The sequence below is a fragment of the Peribacillus sp. FSL E2-0218 genome, from assembly GCF_037992945.1.
GTDB classification, from domain to species: domain Bacteria; phylum Bacillota; class Bacilli; order Bacillales; family DSM-1321; genus Peribacillus; species Peribacillus simplex_B.
In genome coordinates this window covers 1,137,650-1,157,924 of the sequence record NZ_CP150304.1, presented here as the reverse complement: position 1 = coordinate 1,157,924, position 20,275 = coordinate 1,137,650, and the positions used below count along the sequence as shown (strand labels likewise).

Below are 20,275 nucleotides of genomic sequence, written 5' to 3'. Positions count from 1 at the left end.
CTAAATTTCTACATTTCCCGCTTCCTGCTTTGACGAAAGCCTTCGTCAAGCAAATAGCGCTCTGCCTCGATCGGGCTCTCGAAACACTCCTCCAAATTCGACCCGGAGTACACGTTCCAGAGTTGATCTTCCCTGATTAGCGAAAGCTCTTGTTTTTCCCTGCCAATCCATGTGCCTTCCAACCTAGCGAACTCGTTATCCTCCTCTTCGATTTCAACCGCAGGTTCAGATAGATAGTCCATGCTTTTCCGGATCAATTCCTTTAATTCCGCTTCCTCATAGTCACGTATATTGATGAACCCTTTACGGTCCGTGTCTTTTTTTCTCATATGTCCTGCATAAACGAAACCATTGCCATTGGGATGCAAGTGCTGAACGACTATCTTTTTCTCCTGGACGCTTTCTGGATAATGGAAGTTCACACGCCCCAATGAAACGTCTTTTCGCTGTAACTCCGGGAAAGTCTCGATAATGCTTAATTTTTCTTCAAATGTTAACAAATTTCTTCCTCATTTCATTAGTTCATCTTGTTTGTCGATTATAACACAGACTGATAAGAAACAATAATCTCCCTCCAGGCAGGCCTAAGCGGAAACTTTGATTCCGGGTACGCCTCTTTCAAGCCTTCCGTTTAAGCAGGCAAAAAATCCGTCTCATTTAATATACGTAACGGCAAAAAGCATCATGAAAGAAATGGCAATGATGATGGCAACCCATAGCCAGGCTAACGTCATATTCCCGGAATCCATGGCAATATATATAGCAGTAGGTATCGTTTGTGTCTGTCCGGGAATATTTCCGGCAAACATTAATGTCGCACCGAATTCCCCCAATGCACGTGCAAAACTCAATATCGTTCCAGTAACGATGGATTTGGCCGCCAAGGGGAGCGATACGAACAGGAACAACCTCAGCTGCCCTGCCCCGTCAACCATTGCTGCATGTTCAATTTCTTCATCTATATCTTCAAAGCCCGTTTTTGCGGATTGGTACATAAGTGGAAAAGCCACCACCGCAGATGCAATCACTGCCGCACACCACGTGAACATTAAGGGCTGATTAAAGATGGTTTCAATGATTTTACCCGGGAGTCCATTTTTGCCAAAAACCACAATCAATAAAAAGCCAACGACAGAGGGCGGCAGGACAAGCGGCAATAAAAATAAGGTTTCCAACAGGACCTTTCCCTTGAATTTCTTTCTGGCCATGATTCGCGCTAGGATGATTCCAACAATGAAAACAATGATGCCTGCTAGCCCAGCCACCTGTATCGATAGCTGAACAGGAGACCAAAAGCCCTCTGTCATGCCGCTATCCCTTCTTTGGTATCAATGATCATCAGCTTATGTAAGTCCTTGTACGTCATGGTCGACATCGAAGGACCTTTATCTGCAAAGGCTGCTTTCATTTCAATTTCTCCCTTTCTTTTTGAAATAACTTTTAAGTTTATTTTTCTTGACATCTTGCTGACACATAGGACGGTTAAAGTAAGGGTATCACAAATAGAAAAATATTTTTCATACCAATAAACTTTGAAACTTTAAAACTTTGAAAACTTGAAGGAGTCGATTTTAAATGGTAACAATTTATACTACTCCAAGCAGTCTAGCCTGTCGTAAAGCAAAAGCTTGGCTTAAGAAGAACGAAATTTCCTACAATGAACGCAACCTATATTCTCAACCTCTATCTATAGAAGAAATAAAAGAGATATTACGTAAGACGGAGGGCGGTACAGATGAAATCATATCGACTCGCTCCAAAAAATTCAAAAGCCTGAATATCGATATAAATAATACACCACTTAATGATCTTTGCAAGCTTATTCAAGATAACCCGGATTTACTTCGCCGCCCGATCATATTCGACCATAAGAACCTGCACGCTGGGTATAACGAAGAAGAAATGGGCCGCTTCCTTCCAAGGAAGGTCCGTCATGTACAATTATGGCGGGCAATCAGCCAATTGGCTTAATATCCATTGTTAAATAAGAGGGTTGTCCAGTAATTTGGACAACCCTTTTGTTAAACTTGATCCGTTTTCTCAAGGATGATCATAAAGGTAGTCCCTTGCTGATTGCTATCCTTCAGTATAAGATCACCTTTTTGTGCTTTGGCGAGCATCTTACTGAATGGCAATCCCAAGCCTAAACCACGCACCTTCAGTTTTTTGTTTTCACCTCGGTAAAATGGTTCGAACACATACTGCTGTTCATGTTCAGGGATACCTCGGCCGCTGTCCTGTACCTCAATGCAGATTTGGCCATCATCTTTTTCATAAAGGTCTATCGTGATTTTCCCGTTGCCATCAAGTGCATGCCTGGCATTATTCAAAAGGTTAATGACGATTTGCTGCATTCGCAAAGAATCTATTTGACCGTAGAGGGGGTCATCAGGAACTTTTACATCGAGCGCGAACGATTGCTCATCATCCTGCGTCACCTGCCAGCGATAGGCAATCTCCTGAATGAATATATTGATATTTTCTTTTTGCAAACGAATCTTGAATGCACCTGCCGAGATGGCATTATAATTAAGCAAATCCTCTATCATGCCTTGAAGCCTTTGGGTTTCCTTTAAGGAAATATCCAGGAACTCCTTACTCTGATCACCCGTTACGACATCATCTTTAACCGCTTGTATCAGTCCGCTAATGGAAGTGACCGGAGTTTTCAAATCATGGGTCACTCCTGCAAGCAATTCCGCCCTTAACTTCTCCATGACCTTCAATCGATTCGTCATTTCCTTAAATGATTTTATCAGTTCATAAATTTCTTCTTCCTTGATTTCCTCTTCCTCTTTGAAATGAATATCATAGTTGCCTTCACGAACTTCAACTGCTGCGTTCGCTACATCTTGGATGGGCCGGGAAATCTGCCGCGAAAGAAAATAAATGACCCCTGTCCCCAAAATCAACAGGCCTCCAATCATGATCGCCAATAAGCCATGATCTTGGTTGATTTCCTTTAAAGCTCCTTCTTCCTGGGCAATGACCACCCAGCCTCGCGTCTTGTCCTCAAAAGTAATCGGGGATTTGACGACATATACTTTATTATCGGAAATCTTGACCTTCTGAATGAGTTCCGTATTTTTCATGATGACGTCCGGAAGTTTATTTTCATCTGGATCAATGTACAATTGAGGCATCGTATAAATGATGCTGCCATCAGGATCGACGATATATATGATGGGCTGCTGGTTCAAGTGAAGGATTTTCTCCCTTTCCTCGACAATCTCCGAAAGGACCGGACCGACGACAATCTGGCCATTTTCCTTTATCGCCCTGTCGGAAGTTTCATCAGCTAAATACTTAAGAAGGCTTAGCCTATATTCCAATGCTGTTTTTTCCATCCACCATAATGAAAAGACAGACAATAATATTAAGCCTGAAATCAAGGTCATTACGTACCTTTTCGTCCAATAGCGTTGTAAAGTAGTTCTTTTTTTAATTTTCATAGACACTCAATTGATACCCCAATCCACGCAATGTTTTGATTTCCCCTTCAGTTGCAGGCCATGCATCGATGGCCTTTCTAATTCGTTTGATTGCGAGATCCACGGCACGGTCACTGCCATCATAATCCATGCCCCACACTTGATCGAGAAGCTGCTCTCTCGTGAAGATTTGATTGGGATGCTTCGCGAAAAAAATGAGCAGCGACAAATCGCGCGGCGTCAAGCTTATCTCCTCCCGATTCAATTGTACCGAATAAGACTGATCATCGATGATTAAGCTCCCGAACTCATGTACATGACCTGCATCCCCGGCCGGGATGCTTGATCTTCTTAAAACGGCATGCACCCGGGCAACGACTTCCTCCGCTACAAAGGGTTTGGAGATGTAATCATCCGCACCTGATTTAAAGCCGGATAATCGGTAATCGACATCGTTCAGTGCCGTCAGCATGATAACCGGGCATGCATCGTCCTCACGGATATCCTTCAATATATCCCAGCCCTCCTTTCCCGGCAGCATGACATCCAACAGAACGAGATCTGGGTCCGTCTCCTCAAAAACCGGAATCGCCTTCAGCCCGTCGTACACTTGGATGACTTCAAAACCTTCACGCTCTAAATATGCTTTCAACACCATTGAAATGGAAATTTCATCTTCTATTATTAAGATCTTCTTCATTTATGGATTCCTCCTTCCTGTCATTATAGTTAATTCGATACATCTATGGTAACGATTGCAACCATCAGGGCTTTTCCCTCCATCCTACCCTTTAAATGTGTCAGGAGTATGTTCGCGGCAAAATCATCAGGCGTTTCACTTTATAATTTCCAATATAGCTCCTTGTCCCATTATGTAATGGACACCTTTAAGAGACTGGCTCAGGTTAGAGCCAGTCACCTTTTTAATTGCATGTCTCGTGTGGATTCGGACAGCCCGCATCCTGCCTTTCCACTTGAATCGTGCTATGTTCAATTCCAAACTGATCGTGAAGCAATTTTTGCGCTTCAGCTAAAACTGCATCATGATTGCCGCTCCCATCGATGACAACATGGCAGCTCATGGTCAAAAAACCCGAGGTAATCGTCCAAATATGCAGATCATGGACATTTGATACACTGCCCAATTCAAGCAAGGATGTTTTTACATCCTCCACATCAACTTGATCAGGTGTACCCTCCATCAAGATATGGAAGGAATCCCTTACTACCCTATAACCGCTTATGATAATTAGGAACGCAACTATGACGCTTGCAATCGGATCTGCTATTCCCCAATCGAAGAAATAGATCAAGAGTGCAGCAGCAATGGCACCGACAGAACCAAGCATATCACCGATCACATGTAAAAAGGCACTCCGTACATTCAAATTCTCTTCCTTATCCCCGCTCATCAAAATCCATGCGGCAATGACGTTAACCAGTAAACCAATGATTGAAATCATCAGCATTCCCAGGCTTTGCACCTCGGGAGGATTCACGAACCTCTTGATTGCCTCCACAAAAATGAAGATGGATATCACGATCAGGGTCAATCCATTCAAGCAAGCCGCGATGATTTCAAATCGTTTATATCCATATGATTTGGAGGATGTCGCCTTCCTCTCCCCCAGCCTTATCGCTGTATAACTAAGCCCTAAAGCTGCCGCATCGCTAAGCATGTGCCCTGCATCCGACAATAACGCCAGACTATTTGTCAAGAATCCTCCTATAACCTCGACAACCATAAATGTGGAGATCAATATGAAAGATGCCAACAACACTTTTTTATTATTTGAATGATGGTGGTGGTGACCATGCCCATGATCATGAGCGTGCCCATGATGATGTCCCATTCCATCCCTCCTCCCGGATTTAAATTATTATATAGTATGGGATAAATTCAGAATGGTTTCAAATGATTCCTTTTCCTTCAATCATTCACAAACTAAAAATAAACGCTACAGACATTTCCTGCAGCGCTTTTCCCCCTTACCTTTCTTCTTGCATCGCATCATCGACAATGGCATACAGATTTTTATTGAATAATTCATTATTACAGACAAGACTATGCTGCTCCATCTCTTCTTGCTCTGGATTTTTCACCCGTTCTTTTTCTTTCATGACCTACCTCCACCATTGATTGTTTTGCCTATTATCGTATCCCCAGGCCTGTACCTTTATGCTGGATAATTTCCCGTATCCCATGATGGTTAAACGCATTAAACCTTCTGCCCGCCATGGAAAGCACGAATGATGAAATCATGCTCGGGTACTTGCAGGCTTTTATACGACAGCAGGAACGATGAATTATCATAGGAAACCTTCTCAAGATCCACCTGAATTCCTGTTTCTTCTATCGTAACAATCGCATAAGGGGCTATGGGTTCAACCGTACAGCCAAGAGATCCCGGATTGAGGAATATCGTTCGATCGTTTTTAAAATGATGGGTTGGGTGATGATGTCCAAAGCCAATTAGTTCGTGATGGTGGTCATTAAATAGGCTTTCTAAATTCGCCAATGACGGTTCAACGATTTTACTAAATGGGTTTTTGCTTATATGCTCATTCAATTTATTCGATTCAATGTGGTAATGAGTGAAGTAAACGGAGTGTTCGTAAATGGTATGCTTAATGGTGCGGGGCAACTCTTCAAGTTTGGTGATGAATTCCGGATGCATTCTTTTCGCTATCCATTCATGATGCTCCCTGACATGAATGTGCCCTTCAGGATGCGGCTCCCCATTTATGATGGCCAATACGGCTTCATCATGATTTCCGGTCAGCATCGATAAATCCTTCCTGGAAAATAAAAGTTCCAAAACTTCATTTGTCGCCGGACCAATCCCGACCATATCCCCTAAACAATAGATATGGGCTATTTCATCCATTTGATCGATTTCATTGAGTACGGCTTTTAATGCTGAAGCATTTCCATGAACATCCGTTATAAGGGCAACCTTCATAACAAACTTCATCTCCCTTCCTCCATCATTCGCATGGTATATTATAACATTTATACCGGGATCATAGAAATAATAGGGCTTATTTCCCCTGATCCACCAACGCCCATTTTTAATGAATCAGCAAACACTTCGGCCTAGAATACATAGTATGAAGTATTCCCGGTAAAGATGTTTTGCTAGGTATGAAATTCATAAAAAGTATGAGGAGGAAATTAAATGGGTGGAAATGGTAACGATTGTTGTGGCGGCGGTGGCGGCTACGGCGGTTTCGATAACGGCTTCGCTTTACTGATCGTATTATTCATCTTATTAGTCATCATTGGATGCAGTTGGGGATTTGGCGGCGGCGGCGGCTATGGTGGCGGCGGTTACGGCGGATTCTGCTAATAAAAACATAAATGAAAAAGGCGCCAGTTCATGGCGCCTTCAGTTTGTAGACAAAAGGGGTTCGGAATTAAAAAATTCCGAACCCCTTTTGAAATTCCTTTGAAATTTTGACCAAAGGTTACGAGATTTGGGCTCTTCGAGCCACTATGTTAAGCCATTTTAGGACCTTGCCATGTCCAAGTGGCCATCTTCTTTACATTCATGGCAGCGAAAGTAAGCATCGCCTGTCCCCTTAAAGTAGTCCAACGCATACCATGCTTTTCTTTTGCATCTGCGAATACACGCTCAATCGTTTCTTTGCGTTTCGCATATATAGGTTTTACCTCTTGATGATGACGCAGATGATCTGCTTCTTCCACATATGCTTGCCAGATATGCCGTGTCACTACTTTTTGATGGTCTTTGCTTTCCGTACACCGTGATAAAAATGAGCATGTTGCACAAATTTGTTTGGGCGATTTGTATGCGCGATAGCCCTCTTTATTTGTTGTTGAGTACTTTAAAGTTTCTCCCGAAGGGCAAAGGTAACAATCAAAGTGTTCATCGTAAACATAGTCATGTTTGCGAAAGAATCCTTCTTTTGTACGAGGACGTGTATAGGGTAAAGCAGGTGTGATTTCTTTGTTAAATAGGTAGCTTGTAATCGCTGGTGTTTTATAAGCTGCATCTGCGGCAACTGCTTCTGGTTTTCCAACTTTCTCAATCACTTGCTCAACAAGTGGCTCCAAAATATGACTGTCATGTGTATTACCAGGTGTTACAATCGTTCCCAATACAAAACCGTTGCCGTCTGCGGCCGCATGGAATGAATAGGCAAACTGTTTTGTTCGTTCATCTTTCACATAGTAGCCACTCTCAGGATCCGTAGTACTTTCTTTAATTGCTTTGGTTTCTTCCTTATCAAATTTATCTGGTGGAAAAGGCTTCTTTCCATGGTTTTCACGATCTTGATTGATTTCTTCTTGAAGACGTCCTTGATACGCTCGTGTTTCTTTACGAACGATTTTCTTTTCAAATTTCCGTTTATTCGCACTGGCTTTCACATGTGTGGAATCCACGAAAACGTGTTCTACACTTATTACCTTTTTATTAGCAGCTGTCATTAAAATGCGACAGAAAATCTGTTCAAACAGGTCTGTATCTTTAAAGCGTCGCTCATAATTTTTTCCGAACGTAGAGAAATGAGGTACTTTATCATGGAAACCATAGCCTAAGAACCAACGGTAAGCCATATTGGTTTCAACTTCTTCAATCGTTTTACGCATGGAACGAATACCGAAGGTATATTGAATGAAAGTCAGTTTAACTAAAATAACTGGATCAATACTTGGGCGTCCTACCTCTGAGTACATATCTTTCACCAAGTCATAAATGAAAGTGAAGTCAATGGCAGCCTCCATTTTACGAACCAAATGGTTCGGTGGCACCAGTTGATCTAAAGTAATCATTTCAAGTTGATCTCGCTGAATAGAATCATGTTTAGAAAGCATCCTCATCACCTCAAGTTTTAATCCTTCAATTTTAAAACAAAAATGACTCCAGTCAAAAGTGTTCTATCTAAAAGGTAAGACAAAGTTGATTGGAACGGAAGGTACGAGACTCCTGCGGGAAAAGCGCGTCTAGGGGAGACCCCGCAGGCAAAGCCGAGGAGGCTCCCCGACCGCCCGCGGAAAGCGAGTGCCTGGAGTGGAAATCAACGTCTAAATTGTACAGGCCATAAAAATAGACAAACTCGATCTTCATCGAGTTTGTCTACAGTCTGAAGGCGCCAGTTCATGGCGCCTTCTTTGTTATTGATGGACTTTCAATTTTTGTCTTTGCTTTTGTTTTTGAGCCTTCATAATGAACCAAATGACGATAAGTGCAATCGGGATAAGCAGGAAATTCGCATATTGGGAAAAGATGGATCCCGCCTGTTCCCATCTAGGACCTAACTTATATCCTAAATAAACATAAACGCTTGTAACAGGGAGCATCGCCAAATAGGTGAATAAAATGAACTTCCAAACATTCATTTTCAGCATTCCGCATGGAAGCGATACGGCTGTACGGATTCCCGGTACAAATCGTCCAAAAAAGGCAATTCCCCCGCCATACCTTTCAAAGAATCGGTCCGCCTTATTCAACTGCTCTTCTTTAATCAAAAAGTATTTCCCAAACTTCAGCACGAGCGGTCTCCCGCCATATTTTCCCAAAGCATAAAGCGTCAGCGGTCCCGTTACCCCACCAATCGAACCGGCGAGAATGGTCAAGTATAAATTCATATCACCTTGATAAACCCAGTAACCTGCCAGCGGCAATACTATTTCAGCAGGAATGAATTCAAAGGTCAAAGCCAGCATCACACCGAAATAAGATAAAGATTTAAACGCTTCAATCATATCCATTATTATAGTTTCCATTGAGATTTCCCCATTTCCGCCTTATTACATATAATAAGGCTCCGCCTGGATTGAATTGGCGAAGCCCTTGATTTCAAAAAGGACATTTTCCATTGTATCACAAGTTCAATCACAATTTTTCATAATCTACTGATGGGTTACCATGTTTCTTATGAAGTCCTATTGCATTGACGTGTGAAGCTTTCCTTCATTGAATTATTATTTTGTAAAAAGATGTGAAACGCAAAGAAGAAAGATAGATGACCGGATCGTTTAAACAAAGAAATGCCGCCTGCAAAATACAGACAGCATCTCCTACAAGTTCCTGGCTTTTTTTGAAAAATCCACATGGATCCACCCCAAGCTTTTTTCTGTTAAGCCGGGGTTGTGCTTCAAGTGTTAAATCATGAAGGGGGTGGAAAACGCCGCTAATCCCAGCTCGATATGCTTTTTCGCATCCGTCATCATCCCATCAAGCAATTCCTGGACCGTGGGAATATCCTCAATCAATCCGGCCACCTGGCCACCATTCATGAACCCTTCGTTAACATCCCCACGCATTGCACCATTTATATGATGCACTTCAGATGTCATATCACGATAAGTCATGGCAGACAGACCTCGTTTTTCCAAGTCCAGGATTTTGTCCGCATACGGGGCCTTCAATACTCTTCTCACCTGGCCAACCGACCTGCCTAATATGCACGTATCATTTCCCATCGATTCAATCAATTTCTGTTTGTAGGATGGATGGAAAGGAGCTTCCTTCGTGGCGATTAGCCTGGTTCCCAACTGAACTCCCGAGGCTCCCAGCATCAAAGCCGCTGCCAATCCCTGACCATTGCCTATTCCTCCAGCTGCCAATACCGGCAGTTTCACCTGCTTGCTAATTTGCGGAATGAGGGTAAAGGTCGTCAATTCCAGGTTGGAATTGATACCGGCAGCCTCGACCCCCTCGGCAACCAACACATCAGCCCCGGCAGCCTCTGCTTTTTGGGCGTGCTTGACCGATGCCACGATCGCGATCACTTTACTCTTCTTTTGTTGCAAGGACGGAATGTAAGGGGCCGGATTTCCTGCTGACAACGAAACGACAGGTATATCATGCTTGAATACAAGATTGATTAGCTCATCTGTATATGGACTAACGTTTATCGGAATGTTCAACGCAAAATTGTTATTCGTTTTATCCTTCGTTTCAAGTATGATGGCCTCCACCTGGCCCGGGGTCATCGTACCGCAGCCGATCGTCCCAAGTCCCCCTGCGTTGGATACTGCAGCCGTTAGAGTTGCATTGCTTATATTCCCCATGCCGCCTTGAATGATGGGATATTTAATTGAAAAAAGCTCACAAATATATTTCACCATTACCCCTCCCTGTCCATTTAATGTTATACTATAATCATTAGAAAAACAATTCTGACTTTTCAAAAGGAGCGCTACTATGATCATTCCATATAATAAGAAGAAGCCCCTCATTGATGAAACCGTTTTCATTGCCCCTGGCGCCTATTTAATTGGTGATATTTCCATTGGGAAAGAATCGACCATCTGGTTCAACTCCGTCCTGCGCGGTGACGAGGATTCCATCACCATAGGGGAAAAGTGCAGCATTCAAGACAACTCCACCATTCATTTATTCGAAGGCTGTCCGGTTGTCATCGAAGACGAAGTAACGGTTGGTCATAACGTAATCCTGCATGGCTGTAAAATAGGTAAACGCTCCATTATAGGAATGGGGTCAACGATATTGGATCATGTAGAAATAGGCGAAGAATGCATTGTCGGCGCGAATACATTGATTGCAGCAGGCAAAATCATCCCTCCGCATTCACTCGTAATCGGTTCACCTGGGAAAGTGGTTCGCAGATTGAATGAGAAGGACCTTGAATTGATCCAGCTTTCAATAGATACATATGTTCAAAAAGGAAAGGAATTTAAAGCTTTACTCGATTGATCGTAAAATTGGGCCCTCCCTTTCTGGTGATCATTTTCATGAAAAAAAGCCTCGGCCAGTAATCGATAGCGACTGGCTGAAGCTCTTATTCACTTAATGATCAGCGGATGATCCTTAGCATCATAGGCCTCATCTTTCCGCCATAAATCATTATTCTCCTGGAATACGCTCTCGAAGAAGCGGCTTGCCGGTTCAGCCAACACTTGATAATACTGGCTGAATAAAAGAGCAGCATGGTTCCCGTTCCATTTTGAGGGCAGCAGTTCATTTGGGAGGCCTGGATCGATGAATAAAAACTTACGGTATTCATGCACCAGATTCGTCCTTTCCACAAAGCAATCCGCATCAGACATTTCGCCCCTGCTTATGATGCTTTGGTGAACGATGAATTGTTTACTGTATTTCTCGATGAATTGTTCATATTTATTCTCGATCTCCTCCAGCTGCCAGCTCTTCTCGACCAGTGAATGATTTTCCTTTGGTCCCTTGTATTCGGAAATGAAAAAATCAACATATTCATCAATTTCATATTTCGCAATCAAAAGATCGATTTCTTTCTCGAGATCATTAGGGGAAATCCAACACCCATTGGAAAAACTGCCAAATCCACTCCATAATAATTCTTTACGCAGATCATCCCGCAATTGCCGTTTATCTTCAGGAATCGTGTACATCAAGATGCGCCATTTACCATCCCATTCATTTGGTTTCATCTTGTAAATGCGATTGGCAGCTTCATCCATTCGCTGTACACCGCGCTCAGTCAGAAAGTAATAACTTTTATTCCCTTGCTTTTCGGATTGGATCCACCCTTGCTTGACCATCCGTGAAACGGCTACACGCACGCCCTGCTCATTATGGCCGAATTCCTTTAATAGACGAATTAAACTGCCTATCCAAATTTTACTTCCATAGTTCCGGATATAATCGCCATATATCGTAAAAATCATGGATTGCGTATTCGTTCCTATATCCCTCACCTCATTCTATTGTTACCATTTTCACACGGTCCACATAATTATTATTATATCCCCTTAAACAGAAACCGCAACATCATTTCCCGGTAAATTGCGTTTTTCTCCTTTCGCTGAATGCTTGGAGTGCTTCCAATCTGTCCTGAGTCGGAATGGTCAGCTCATAGGCTTTTCCTTCTATCGCCATTCCCGTTTGCAAATCCGTATTCATTCCCTGGGTAATTGCATATTTGGCTTGAGTGACTGCAATCGGCCCATTTTTCATGATTGCTGCCGCCAACCCTTCACAGGCTGAGCGAAGCTGTTCCCTTGGCACGACCTTCAAAAGGATTCCTAATTGTAAAGCTTCTTCTGCGGTCAGTTTTTTAGCAGTGAAGATTAATTCCTTCGCCTTCATTTCACCAATCAATCTAGGCAATCGCTGTGTACCGCCTGCCCCCGGAATGATTGCCCAGCTAGTCTCCGTAAGACCTAAGGAAACGCCTTCTGCCGCAATGGCAAAATCGCATGATAGCAACCATTCGAAGCCGCCCCCCAGCGCATATCCATTGACGGCCGCAATGGTTGGCTGCGGCAACTCGGCAATGCTGGCAAAAACATCGCGGATCATTTTAACATTCCTTCTTACCTCCGAATCATTCAAACTCTTTCTTTCTTTTAAATCTGCGCCTGCACTGAATGCTTTTTCCCCTGCCCCCGTGAAAATGACCACACGGATATCACCGTCCAGATGAACCGCATCAATGACTTCCTTCAGTTCAGAAAGTGTCTCGTAGTCAAAGCAATTCAAGACCTCAGGTCGATCCACCGTTATATACCCGATTTGATTGTTCACTTCATAAATGACAGTAGACATATATTCTCTCCCCTTTTATAAATCAATCCTCTTCCATTTTTTCAATGATCGCCGAAATCCCTTGCCCAACACCGACACACATCGTGGCAAGGCCGTAACGTACATTTCGCTTTTTCATTTCGTGAACAAGCGTTGTTAAAATACGCGCACCGCTTGCCCCGAGTGGGTGACCAAACGCAATCGCCCCGCCATTGACATTCACTTTCTCCTGATCCAGCTTCAATTGGCGGATACACTCGACCGATTGGGAGGCGAATGCCTCGTTCAATTCAATTAAGCCAATGTCTTCAATCGCGATTTTCGCCCGCTTCAATGCCTTTTCGGTCGCAAGAATGGGACCAAGTCCCATGACTGACGGTTCCAATCCAGCTACCGCACCTGCCACATATTTGGCCAAAGGCTGCAATCCAAGTTCGCGCGCTTTTTCACCACTCATTAACAGCAAGGCTGAAGCTCCATCGTTCACACCAGAGGCATTACCGGCCGTTACAGTTCCGCCCTTAAAAATCGGTTTAAGTTTTTCCAGCTTTTCGATGGTCGTTTCAGGACGGGGATGTTCATCTTTAATGAAAATGACCTCATTCCCCTTACGATCCGTATATCTGACCGGTACGATTTCATTGAAAAACCGTTCATTTTCCACTGCATTTTTCGCTCGTTGCTGGCTCTGAAGTGCGAATCGATCTTGTTCTTCCCGCGAAACGGAAAAACGCCGTGCGACATTTTCCGCTGTTTGGGGCATGGAATCCACACCATACATCTCTTCAAGCTTTTCATTCGTGAAGCGCCAGCCGATCGTCGTATCCTGGAGCTCCATTGCTCCCCGGGGAAATTCACTTTCAGGTTTGGCCATGACGAATGGTGCCCTTGTCATGCTTTCGGTGCCGCCTGCGATATAAATCTCTCCTTCTCCTGCAGCTATTGACCGTGCAGCATACATGACGGCATCCAATCCAGATCCGCACAATCGATTAATGGTCGTTCCGGCCACAGTTACGGGAAGACCGGCCAATAACGCGGACATTCTCGCCACATTGCGATTGTCCTCCCCTGCTTGATTTGCATTGCCGAAGATGACATCATCGATTTTTTCTGGCGGAAGCACCGGATTGCGTTCCATCAGCGCCCTGATCACAACCGCACCTAGGTCATCCGGGCGAACGCTCTTCAAAGCGCCTTTATATCTACCGATTGGTGTTCTTACAGCATCGACAATCACGACATCCTTCATTTCCTCACCAGCTCTCCATCTTTTGTATAATCATACACGCCCCTGCCTGACTTGCGGCCAAGCCTGCCTGCTTTAACATACTGTTCAAGCAGCGGCGCCGGACGGTACTTCTCCCCAAGCTTGCTATGTAAATACTTTAGGTTATTTAAACGGGCATCCAATCCAACCAAATCCCCCAGCTCGAATGGCCCCATCGGGTAATTCAGCCCTAACTTAATGGCCTTATCAATTTCTTCAGGTGTCCCTAAACCCTCTTGAAGCATATAAAACGCTTCATTTCCTACGAGGCAGCTGATCCTGCTCGTCACGAACCCTGGGAATTCATTGATGACCACGGTTTCTTTCCCCATTTTTCCGGCAACTTCCTTAATTACGGCTGCCGTTTCATCACTTGTTTCAAGTCCGCGCACAATTTCCACGAGCGGCATCTTTTGAACAGGATTAAAAAAATGCATGGCAATCGTTTTTTCGGGGCGTTTACCATAAGATCCAATTTCAGTCGGGCTCATGGTGGAAGTATTCGTTGCAAAGTAACAGGCTTCGTTTGCATACTCTTCAAGCGTTTCAAAAACGGCTTTCTTAATTTCCGGTTTTTCCGGAACGGCCTCTATGATTAGATCGGCAGCTGCTGCCGCTTCTTTCAAATTGGAAGAATATGAAAATCTATTTTTTGCGGAAGCCGCTTCCTCCTTGCTGATTTTTTGATAACGGACACCCTTCTCAAAAATGGAATCAATTTCATTTTTTGCGCTTTCCAATGCCGTTTGACTCACATCCACCAATATTACATCGAATCCTCCAGTTGCCCCTACGTAGGCTATTCCCCTGCCCATGACCCCGGACCCGACGATCACTAGATTTTTAATCATCAACCATTCCTCCTTTTACTTAAAGAGGGCCGGCTACAACGAATCAGATCAGCATTCATCCATACATGAATTACTTATCCGACAATCGTTTTGCCAGCCATCTATTTATGTTCGATTAAATGCCGAAAGGATTCAAGGGACGGCTTCCATGATAGGAAATGATGCTTTTCGTTTCTGTATAAAGATCGAGTGTTTCAATACACAGCTCACGTCCGAATCCTGATTGTTTATACCCTCCGAAAGGGGTTCCAGGAAAAGCGGAGAATGGGCAGTTCACCATGACGATTCCCGCTTCGATTTGATTGGCCACTCGGGTCGCACGTCCGCCATCCTTTGTCCAAAGCGCTGAACCTAGTCCAAACTCTGTATCATTCGCGAGCCTGATGGCTTCTTTTTCATCTTTGAATTTCATAATGACGACCACGGGACCGAATATTTCCTCTTTCACTACATTCATATCATGATTGACATTGGCAATGACCGTCGGCTCAAACCAGTAGCCTCCTTCAAAGCCTTCAATGACCGCAGGCTTTCCGCCGGTTAGGATATCCGCACCATCCGATATGGCCGATTGAACATAATTATTGATGACATCCAATTGCCCCTGATCTATGATGGCCCCGACATGCGTTTCTTTATCGAGCGGATTGCCCAATTTCAATTTCTTCGTTTTTTCTACGAACTTGGCAACGAATTCTTCATAAATGTCTTCATGCACATATAGACGCGATCTAGCTTCGCAAGATTGTCCGGTATTGTAGAAAATGCCATATAGGGAGCCATCGATAGCTGCTTCAAGGTCGGCATCTTCAAAAACGATATTAGGAGATTTTCCGCCAAGCTCCAATGTTACCCTCTTTAATGTTTGGGAAGCTTTACCCATGAGGTCCCTGCCGATTGGCGTAGAACCAGTGAAGGCGACCTTATTCACGTTAGGATGCTCGACTAGGTAATTCCCTACGTCCGCTCCAGGACCAGGGATGATATTGACCACCCCGGACGGCACACCCGCTTCCAAACAGATTTCCCCTAAGACGATGGCAGTCAGCGGCGTTAAGGAGGCCGGCTTGACGATCACCGAGCAGCCAACTGCAATTGCAGGGGCAATTTTCCAAGCTGCCATCATCATTGGATAATTCCAAGGAATGATTTGGGCGCAAACTCCCACTGGCTCTTTCTCGGTATAGTTATGGAATTGGCCAGGTACGTTATTGACAGATCCGCGGTGCGCAACTAAAGCACCTGCATAAAATTCGAAATCCTCTATCGCCTGCATGACTTGGCCCTGCGCTGCCGATATGGATTTTCCGCTGTTCAACACTTCCAGCTCAACCAATTCATTGAAGCGGGAACGCATGATTGCCGCAATTTTATTCAATACACGGGAACGTTTATTAATCGGGGTTTTCTTCCATTTACCTTTATCAAAAGCTTCACGTGCAGCTTGAACCGCCTTTTCCGCATCTTCCTTAGTGGCTTTTGCCACCTTGGCGATGATTTCGCCAGTTGCAGGATTGCATGCATCCAAAGTCGATCCGTTAGAGCTTTCCACTCTTTCCCCATTAATGATCAGGTGGTAATAATCACGTTTCGTTTCCGCTTTTTCAAATGCCGCCTCTTGAACTTTAACCATGTAATCCCTCTCCCTTTTTATATTACTTTCCTATGAACTGAGCTTTCCTTTTTTCGGTGAACGCTGCCACGCCTTCAGCAAAGTCCTGCGTCAAACCGGCGATTCGCTGGCCTTCCGCTTCTTCGGTTAAGTATTCATCCAATGAAAGGTGATAGGTTGCCTCTAAGTATCTTTTGATCAAGCCGATTGCTTTCGTCGGCTTGGCTGCGATATTCCCTGCAAAGGCCCTCAATTGCTCGTTCCATTCATCCACACCGATCACTTTCGTTGCGAGTCCGATGGCTTTTGCCTCGGAGGCAGTGACCTTTTCTCCCAATAAGGATAGTTCCAAGGCCTTCGCATGGCCAACGATTCGCGTGAGGTAGTACAGGTTGCCTGAATCAGGTATCAAACCGATATTGACAAAAGCATTTATAAAACTGGCATTTTCGGAAATTAGCCGAAAATCGCATGCAAGTGCCAGGCTGAAGCCGGCCCCTGCCGCCACACCGTTTACTGCCGCAATGATAGGTTTTTCGCAACGAGAAATTTGCTGCATCATCGGGCCGTAGTCCTCACGGAGCACTTGACCTAAATGCTTGCTTTCATCCACTTCCAATAAATCCTGTCCCGAGCAAAAGGCCCTGCCTTCCCCGGTGATGATAATGGCACGTACAACGTCAGATTCCGCAGATGCTTTGATCGCTTTCTTTATTTCCCCATTCATTTGGGAAGTAAAGGCATTAAGTTTATCAGGACGGTTCAAAGTAAGCCAAGCGACTCCATTTTCAACCCTATATGTGATCGTTTCGTACATAGAGCACTCCTTATCCGCCTGTGAATTTAGGCTTTCTTTTTTCAACAAACGCACTCATTCCTTCTTTTTGGTCCCCTGATGCAAAAAGAAGATAGAAGTTCTTCCGTTCAAACTGCATCCCCTCATATAAGGAATGGTCAACGGCTTTATTGACGGATTCTTTAATCAGCCTTACCGCCAACGGAGGTTGCTTCGCAATCTTTTGAGCAAAATCAACCGCTACTTCCATTAACAATTCAGGAGCGACGATCTTATTGATGAAACCATAATGCAGGGCTGACTTTGCATGGATCCTCTCGGCTGTCAATATCCATTCAAGCGCCTTCGTTTTGCCCACCAATTTCGTCAGCCTCTGCGTTCCTCCTGCACCAGGCATGACTCCCAACGTGACTTCCGGAAAGGAAAATTGGGTGTCGCTGGCAGCAATCAGGAAATCACAGGCTAAAGCAAGCTCGAAGCCACCACCGAATACAAAGCTTTTCACAGCCCCGATTATTGGCTTCCTGATTAGATTGATTCGATCCCAATCGGCAAATTGATTCGTTAACTCCAAAGTGATTGGGCTGTCATTCACCATCTCGTCAATATCTGCCCCGGCAGAAAATGCTTTTCCATTTCCAGACAGCAAAATCACCTTCACTTGGGAATCGATGTCGAATGCTTCCATCGTCGAAACGATTTCACTGATCATCTTCCTATTAAGGGCATTCAATTGCTTCGGCCTGTTTAGAAAGATGAATCCAATGCCGTCCTCGATCGACGTTTCAATGAACTGGAGCGCATTCATTTCATTTCTTCGCCAATCATCATCGTCACTAACTTCCCTGCAAAGCCCATTAAGTCTTTCCCCGATGCTTTTCCTTCTGGGGAACTCATTCCTTTTTGGAGGGCATCATGGTTTTCATAATACATTTCACATAGAATGTGATATTCAGAGTCTTTGCCCATTGGAGTCCCGATTATTTTAGTGACCTCCATTTTTTGAAGACCAGGGATTTTTTCTGTTAACGGACCGTGGACATTGAAATAGTGCTCATCGAATTCTTCCTTGTTTTCAGGTTGTTTATATAGGGCAATTAGCTTTATCATGTTAGAAAACCTCCATTTATTAGATCATTTTTATCATCGGTTTCATTGCTTCGAACGGGTTTTTACATGCTTTGCAATATAAGATGCTGCGGCAGGCTGTCGGGCCGAATATATTCTCCATCGTGACATATTTTGATTCACAATACGGACAATCTATATGCCATGATCCATCTTTTTTCATTTGTCTGGGAGGGGGGGAGATCCCGAAAACCTTCAATCCTGCTTTCCCTTTTTCCGTAATACGATCGGACGTCCAGGAAGGGCAGCGCAAAAATGTAACGCTTACATTCCTTACCGTTGGAAGCTGTTTTACAGCCGTCTCCACATTTTTCTGAATGATTGGCAATGCCGGGCATCCCAGAAAGGTCGGCAGCATTTTCACCGATACGTCCGGGCCCGAAACCGTCACTTCTTCAACCATTCCCAAATCCAGAATGCTTACTGTATCGATTTCGGGATCTTTAACGTCTTCCAGAAGCTTATATATTTCATCTGAGTTTATCAGTACGGTCGACATGATATCCCTCCCCTTTTCTCTAATGGTTCACCATGAAGCAGCTTTATCGGACGCATACACTTCGCTTAACGTTTCGAGCGCCGTTTCCAAATCCTCCGTGTGCACGCCGTTTCGCCCATCACCTTTGGCCATGCCCATTTCAAATGTGGTAACTAAGCCTACACTTTCAAAAACCGGGGTGATGGCCTCGATCCATTTCTTCCGTAAGGTCGCTTCGCCCTCTATCAAGCCTTGCTCCACCATTTCTTCGCCATATTGTCCAAGTGAAAACACGCCGGCGAAATTCGGTAAGGTTTTCTCAATCGCTGCTTTCATTTTCGAAACCGCTTCCTCGTGATCCGAACCAAGCAATTGGACGAACCACAATTTCCAGTGCATCAAATGATAGTAAAGTTCCATCTGTACCTTTTGCGCGACTTCAGCAAGCGGTTCATAAGAGCTTGATTGCAGAGATTGAATCTTGATCGCTTTAGCCTGAGTGTAAAAATAATTCCGTACCACTGCAAAGGCCCAATCATAATCAGGGTCTTTCATATAATGTCCGGGACCATTGGCAGCTTCGAGAATGATGGCATTGCGCCGTTCATTGGCGGGACGGTCGTGGGCGAGCCGATCTGCCGTTCCCTCCCCGATTTCTTCCAATAATTGATAAAATATCGCGGCATGCCCCATCGTATCTTGGGCTATCGAGGAGGATGCCACATCTTCCTCGATATGGGGAGCGAGCCCCAGCCATTCAGAACCACGATATGCATGGATAAAATCATCATCGGCCAAGTGAAGCAGCAATTCCTTGATTGCCATGTTCTTCAATGATTCATTCTCCATCTTTCACACCTCCCGCCCAAGACATTATTTCTTTTTCATCGAGCATTTCCTGCTCATACTTCCGCCATTTTTTCTTCAGGTACCCATATCCTTTTGTGGTCCTGTAATCTTTGTTGTCCATACGCTGAAGCGTTTTCTTCTCATCGGCCGTCATTTTCCGTATATCCTGTCTTTTGACGACCCAGATATCATCAACTGCTTCTCGTCTCATGAAATTCTCCTGTGCCATCATGATGGCGATATCCTCATTCGGGGCCAGCAGGCTAAACTGATATTGAACGGGCGAGGATTTCGTTTTACGGCTAAATACTTCAAATTCTTCAAAGTAAGTTGCTTGTCTTGGTTCCATACCTTCCTTCCCCC

General features: G+C 44.3%; 24 protein-coding genes. 3 read left to right on the top strand and 21 right to left on the bottom strand.

Annotated features, from left to right (window positions below; translation table 11 throughout):
- Positions 1 to 8: 8 nt before the first annotated feature.
- Entirely contained in the window at positions 9 to 500 is a 492-nt protein-coding gene (locus tag MHI53_RS05520) for a hypothetical protein (protein WP_061142991.1), read from the bottom strand.
- 153 nt (positions 501 to 653) lie between these two features.
- A complete protein-coding gene (gene modB, locus MHI53_RS05515; protein ID WP_340372961.1) occupies positions 654 to 1,307 on the bottom strand; it encodes a molybdate ABC transporter permease subunit in 654 nt (217 codons plus the stop codon).
- A gap of 268 nt (positions 1,308 to 1,575) precedes the next feature.
- Here modB and spx point away from each other — a divergent pair, with 268 nt between their 5' ends.
- The gene (gene spx, locus MHI53_RS05510; RefSeq protein WP_057912582.1) at positions 1,576 to 1,971 is read left to right on the top strand and encodes a transcriptional regulator Spx; all 396 of its coding nucleotides are present in this window, start codon (positions 1,576 to 1,578) and stop codon (positions 1,969 to 1,971) included.
- Between the two features lie 50 nt (positions 1,972 to 2,021).
- Here the strand turns inward: spx and MHI53_RS05505 are convergent, their stop codons facing one another.
- The 5 genes from MHI53_RS05505 to MHI53_RS05485 form a co-directional block, all read right to left on the bottom strand.
- Positions 2,022 to 3,452 (bottom strand): HAMP domain-containing sensor histidine kinase, encoded by a 1,431-nt coding sequence (locus tag MHI53_RS05505; RefSeq protein WP_340373648.1) that lies wholly within the window; start codon positions 3,450 to 3,452, stop codon positions 2,022 to 2,024.
- Positions 3,442 to 4,131 carry a response regulator transcription factor gene (locus MHI53_RS05500; protein WP_061142994.1) on the bottom strand — a complete coding sequence of 230 codons (690 nt, stop codon included), beginning with the start codon at positions 4,129 to 4,131 and terminating at the stop codon, positions 3,442 to 3,444. Before MHI53_RS05500 ends, MHI53_RS05505 begins: the two co-directional genes overlap by 11 nt.
- A 223-nt stretch (positions 4,132 to 4,354) precedes the next feature.
- On the bottom strand, positions 4,355 to 5,284 hold the full coding sequence (locus tag MHI53_RS05495; protein WP_061142995.1) for a cation diffusion facilitator family transporter: 930 nt from the start codon (positions 5,282 to 5,284) through the stop codon (positions 4,355 to 4,357).
- Between the two features lie 136 nt (positions 5,285 to 5,420).
- Positions 5,421 to 5,552: a hypothetical protein gene (locus tag MHI53_RS05490; protein ID WP_260320226.1), complete on the bottom strand. Its 132-nt coding sequence runs from the start codon at positions 5,550 to 5,552 to the stop codon at positions 5,421 to 5,423.
- 98 nt (positions 5,553 to 5,650) lie between these two features.
- The gene (locus tag MHI53_RS05485) at positions 5,651 to 6,406 is read right to left on the bottom strand and encodes a metallophosphoesterase family protein (protein ID WP_260320227.1); all 756 of its coding nucleotides are present in this window, start codon (positions 6,404 to 6,406) and stop codon (positions 5,651 to 5,653) included.
- A gap of 204 nt (positions 6,407 to 6,610) precedes the next feature.
- Here MHI53_RS05485 and MHI53_RS05480 point away from each other — a divergent pair, with 204 nt between their 5' ends.
- Complete coding sequence (locus tag MHI53_RS05480; protein WP_340372960.1) at positions 6,611 to 6,781, top strand: YjcZ family sporulation protein; 171 nt, start codon at positions 6,611 to 6,613, stop codon at positions 6,779 to 6,781.
- 149 nt (positions 6,782 to 6,930) lie between these two features.
- Here the strand turns inward: MHI53_RS05480 and MHI53_RS05475 are convergent, their stop codons facing one another.
- From MHI53_RS05475 to MHI53_RS05465, 3 genes are all read right to left on the bottom strand, one after another.
- A complete protein-coding gene (locus MHI53_RS05475) occupies positions 6,931 to 8,271 on the bottom strand; it encodes an IS1182 family transposase (RefSeq protein ID WP_340372959.1) in 1,341 nt (446 codons plus the stop codon).
- Positions 8,272 to 8,571: 300 nt separating this feature from the next.
- Positions 8,572 to 9,183 carry a DedA family protein gene (locus tag MHI53_RS05470; protein WP_061143207.1) on the bottom strand — a complete coding sequence of 204 codons (612 nt, stop codon included), beginning with the start codon at positions 9,181 to 9,183 and terminating at the stop codon, positions 8,572 to 8,574.
- A gap of 378 nt (positions 9,184 to 9,561) precedes the next feature.
- A complete protein-coding gene (locus MHI53_RS05465) occupies positions 9,562 to 10,527 on the bottom strand; it encodes a DUF561 domain-containing protein (RefSeq protein ID WP_340372958.1) in 966 nt (321 codons plus the stop codon).
- Between the two features lie 79 nt (positions 10,528 to 10,606).
- Between MHI53_RS05465 and MHI53_RS05460 the strand changes: the two genes are divergently transcribed.
- Positions 10,607 to 11,119: a gamma carbonic anhydrase family protein gene (locus MHI53_RS05460; protein WP_340372957.1), complete on the top strand. Its 513-nt coding sequence runs from the start codon at positions 10,607 to 10,609 to the stop codon at positions 11,117 to 11,119.
- 89 nt (positions 11,120 to 11,208) lie between these two features.
- Here the strand turns inward: MHI53_RS05460 and paaX are convergent, their stop codons facing one another.
- The 11 genes from paaX to paaB form a co-directional block, all read right to left on the bottom strand.
- Positions 11,209 to 12,090, bottom strand: a complete 882-nt coding sequence (gene paaX, locus MHI53_RS05455) for a phenylacetic acid degradation operon negative regulatory protein PaaX (protein WP_100534195.1) — start codon at positions 12,088 to 12,090, stop codon at positions 11,209 to 11,211.
- An 82-nt stretch (positions 12,091 to 12,172) separates the two neighbouring features.
- Positions 12,173 to 12,949: an enoyl-CoA hydratase-related protein gene (locus MHI53_RS05450; protein WP_340372956.1), complete on the bottom strand. Its 777-nt coding sequence runs from the start codon at positions 12,947 to 12,949 to the stop codon at positions 12,173 to 12,175.
- Positions 12,950 to 12,971: 22 nt separating this feature from the next.
- Entirely contained in the window at positions 12,972 to 14,180 is a 1,209-nt protein-coding gene (locus MHI53_RS05445; RefSeq protein WP_340372955.1) for an acetyl-CoA C-acyltransferase, read from the bottom strand.
- Positions 14,177 to 15,049 carry a 3-hydroxyacyl-CoA dehydrogenase gene (locus tag MHI53_RS05440; protein WP_061143213.1) on the bottom strand — a complete coding sequence of 291 codons (873 nt, stop codon included), beginning with the start codon at positions 15,047 to 15,049 and terminating at the stop codon, positions 14,177 to 14,179. Before MHI53_RS05440 ends, MHI53_RS05445 begins: the two co-directional genes overlap by 4 nt.
- A 115-nt stretch (positions 15,050 to 15,164) precedes the next feature.
- Complete coding sequence (locus MHI53_RS05435; RefSeq protein WP_340372954.1) at positions 15,165 to 16,682, bottom strand: aldehyde dehydrogenase family protein; 1,518 nt, start codon at positions 16,680 to 16,682, stop codon at positions 15,165 to 15,167.
- 22 nt (positions 16,683 to 16,704) lie between these two features.
- On the bottom strand, positions 16,705 to 17,478 hold the full coding sequence (locus tag MHI53_RS05430) for an enoyl-CoA hydratase-related protein (RefSeq protein WP_340372953.1): 774 nt from the start codon (positions 17,476 to 17,478) through the stop codon (positions 16,705 to 16,707).
- A 10-nt stretch (positions 17,479 to 17,488) separates the two neighbouring features.
- The gene (locus MHI53_RS05425; protein ID WP_340372952.1) at positions 17,489 to 18,265 is read right to left on the bottom strand and encodes an enoyl-CoA hydratase-related protein; all 777 of its coding nucleotides are present in this window, start codon (positions 18,263 to 18,265) and stop codon (positions 17,489 to 17,491) included.
- The gene (locus tag MHI53_RS05420) at positions 18,262 to 18,567 is read right to left on the bottom strand and encodes an EthD family reductase (protein WP_061143217.1); all 306 of its coding nucleotides are present in this window, start codon (positions 18,565 to 18,567) and stop codon (positions 18,262 to 18,264) included. The genes MHI53_RS05425 and MHI53_RS05420 overlap by 4 nt, the downstream gene beginning before the upstream one ends.
- Positions 18,568 to 18,586: 19 nt before the next feature.
- A complete protein-coding gene (paaD, locus tag MHI53_RS05415) occupies positions 18,587 to 19,084 on the bottom strand; it encodes a 1,2-phenylacetyl-CoA epoxidase subunit PaaD (RefSeq protein ID WP_340372951.1) in 498 nt (165 codons plus the stop codon).
- Positions 19,085 to 19,111: 27 nt separating this feature from the next.
- Positions 19,112 to 19,912 (bottom strand): 1,2-phenylacetyl-CoA epoxidase subunit PaaC, encoded by an 801-nt coding sequence (gene paaC / locus MHI53_RS05410; protein ID WP_340372950.1) that lies wholly within the window; start codon positions 19,910 to 19,912, stop codon positions 19,112 to 19,114.
- On the bottom strand, positions 19,902 to 20,261 hold the full coding sequence (gene paaB / locus MHI53_RS05405) for a 1,2-phenylacetyl-CoA epoxidase subunit PaaB (RefSeq protein WP_061143220.1): 360 nt from the start codon (positions 20,259 to 20,261) through the stop codon (positions 19,902 to 19,904). The genes paaC and paaB overlap by 11 nt, the downstream gene beginning before the upstream one ends.
- Between the last annotated feature and the right edge of the window lie 14 nt (positions 20,262 to 20,275).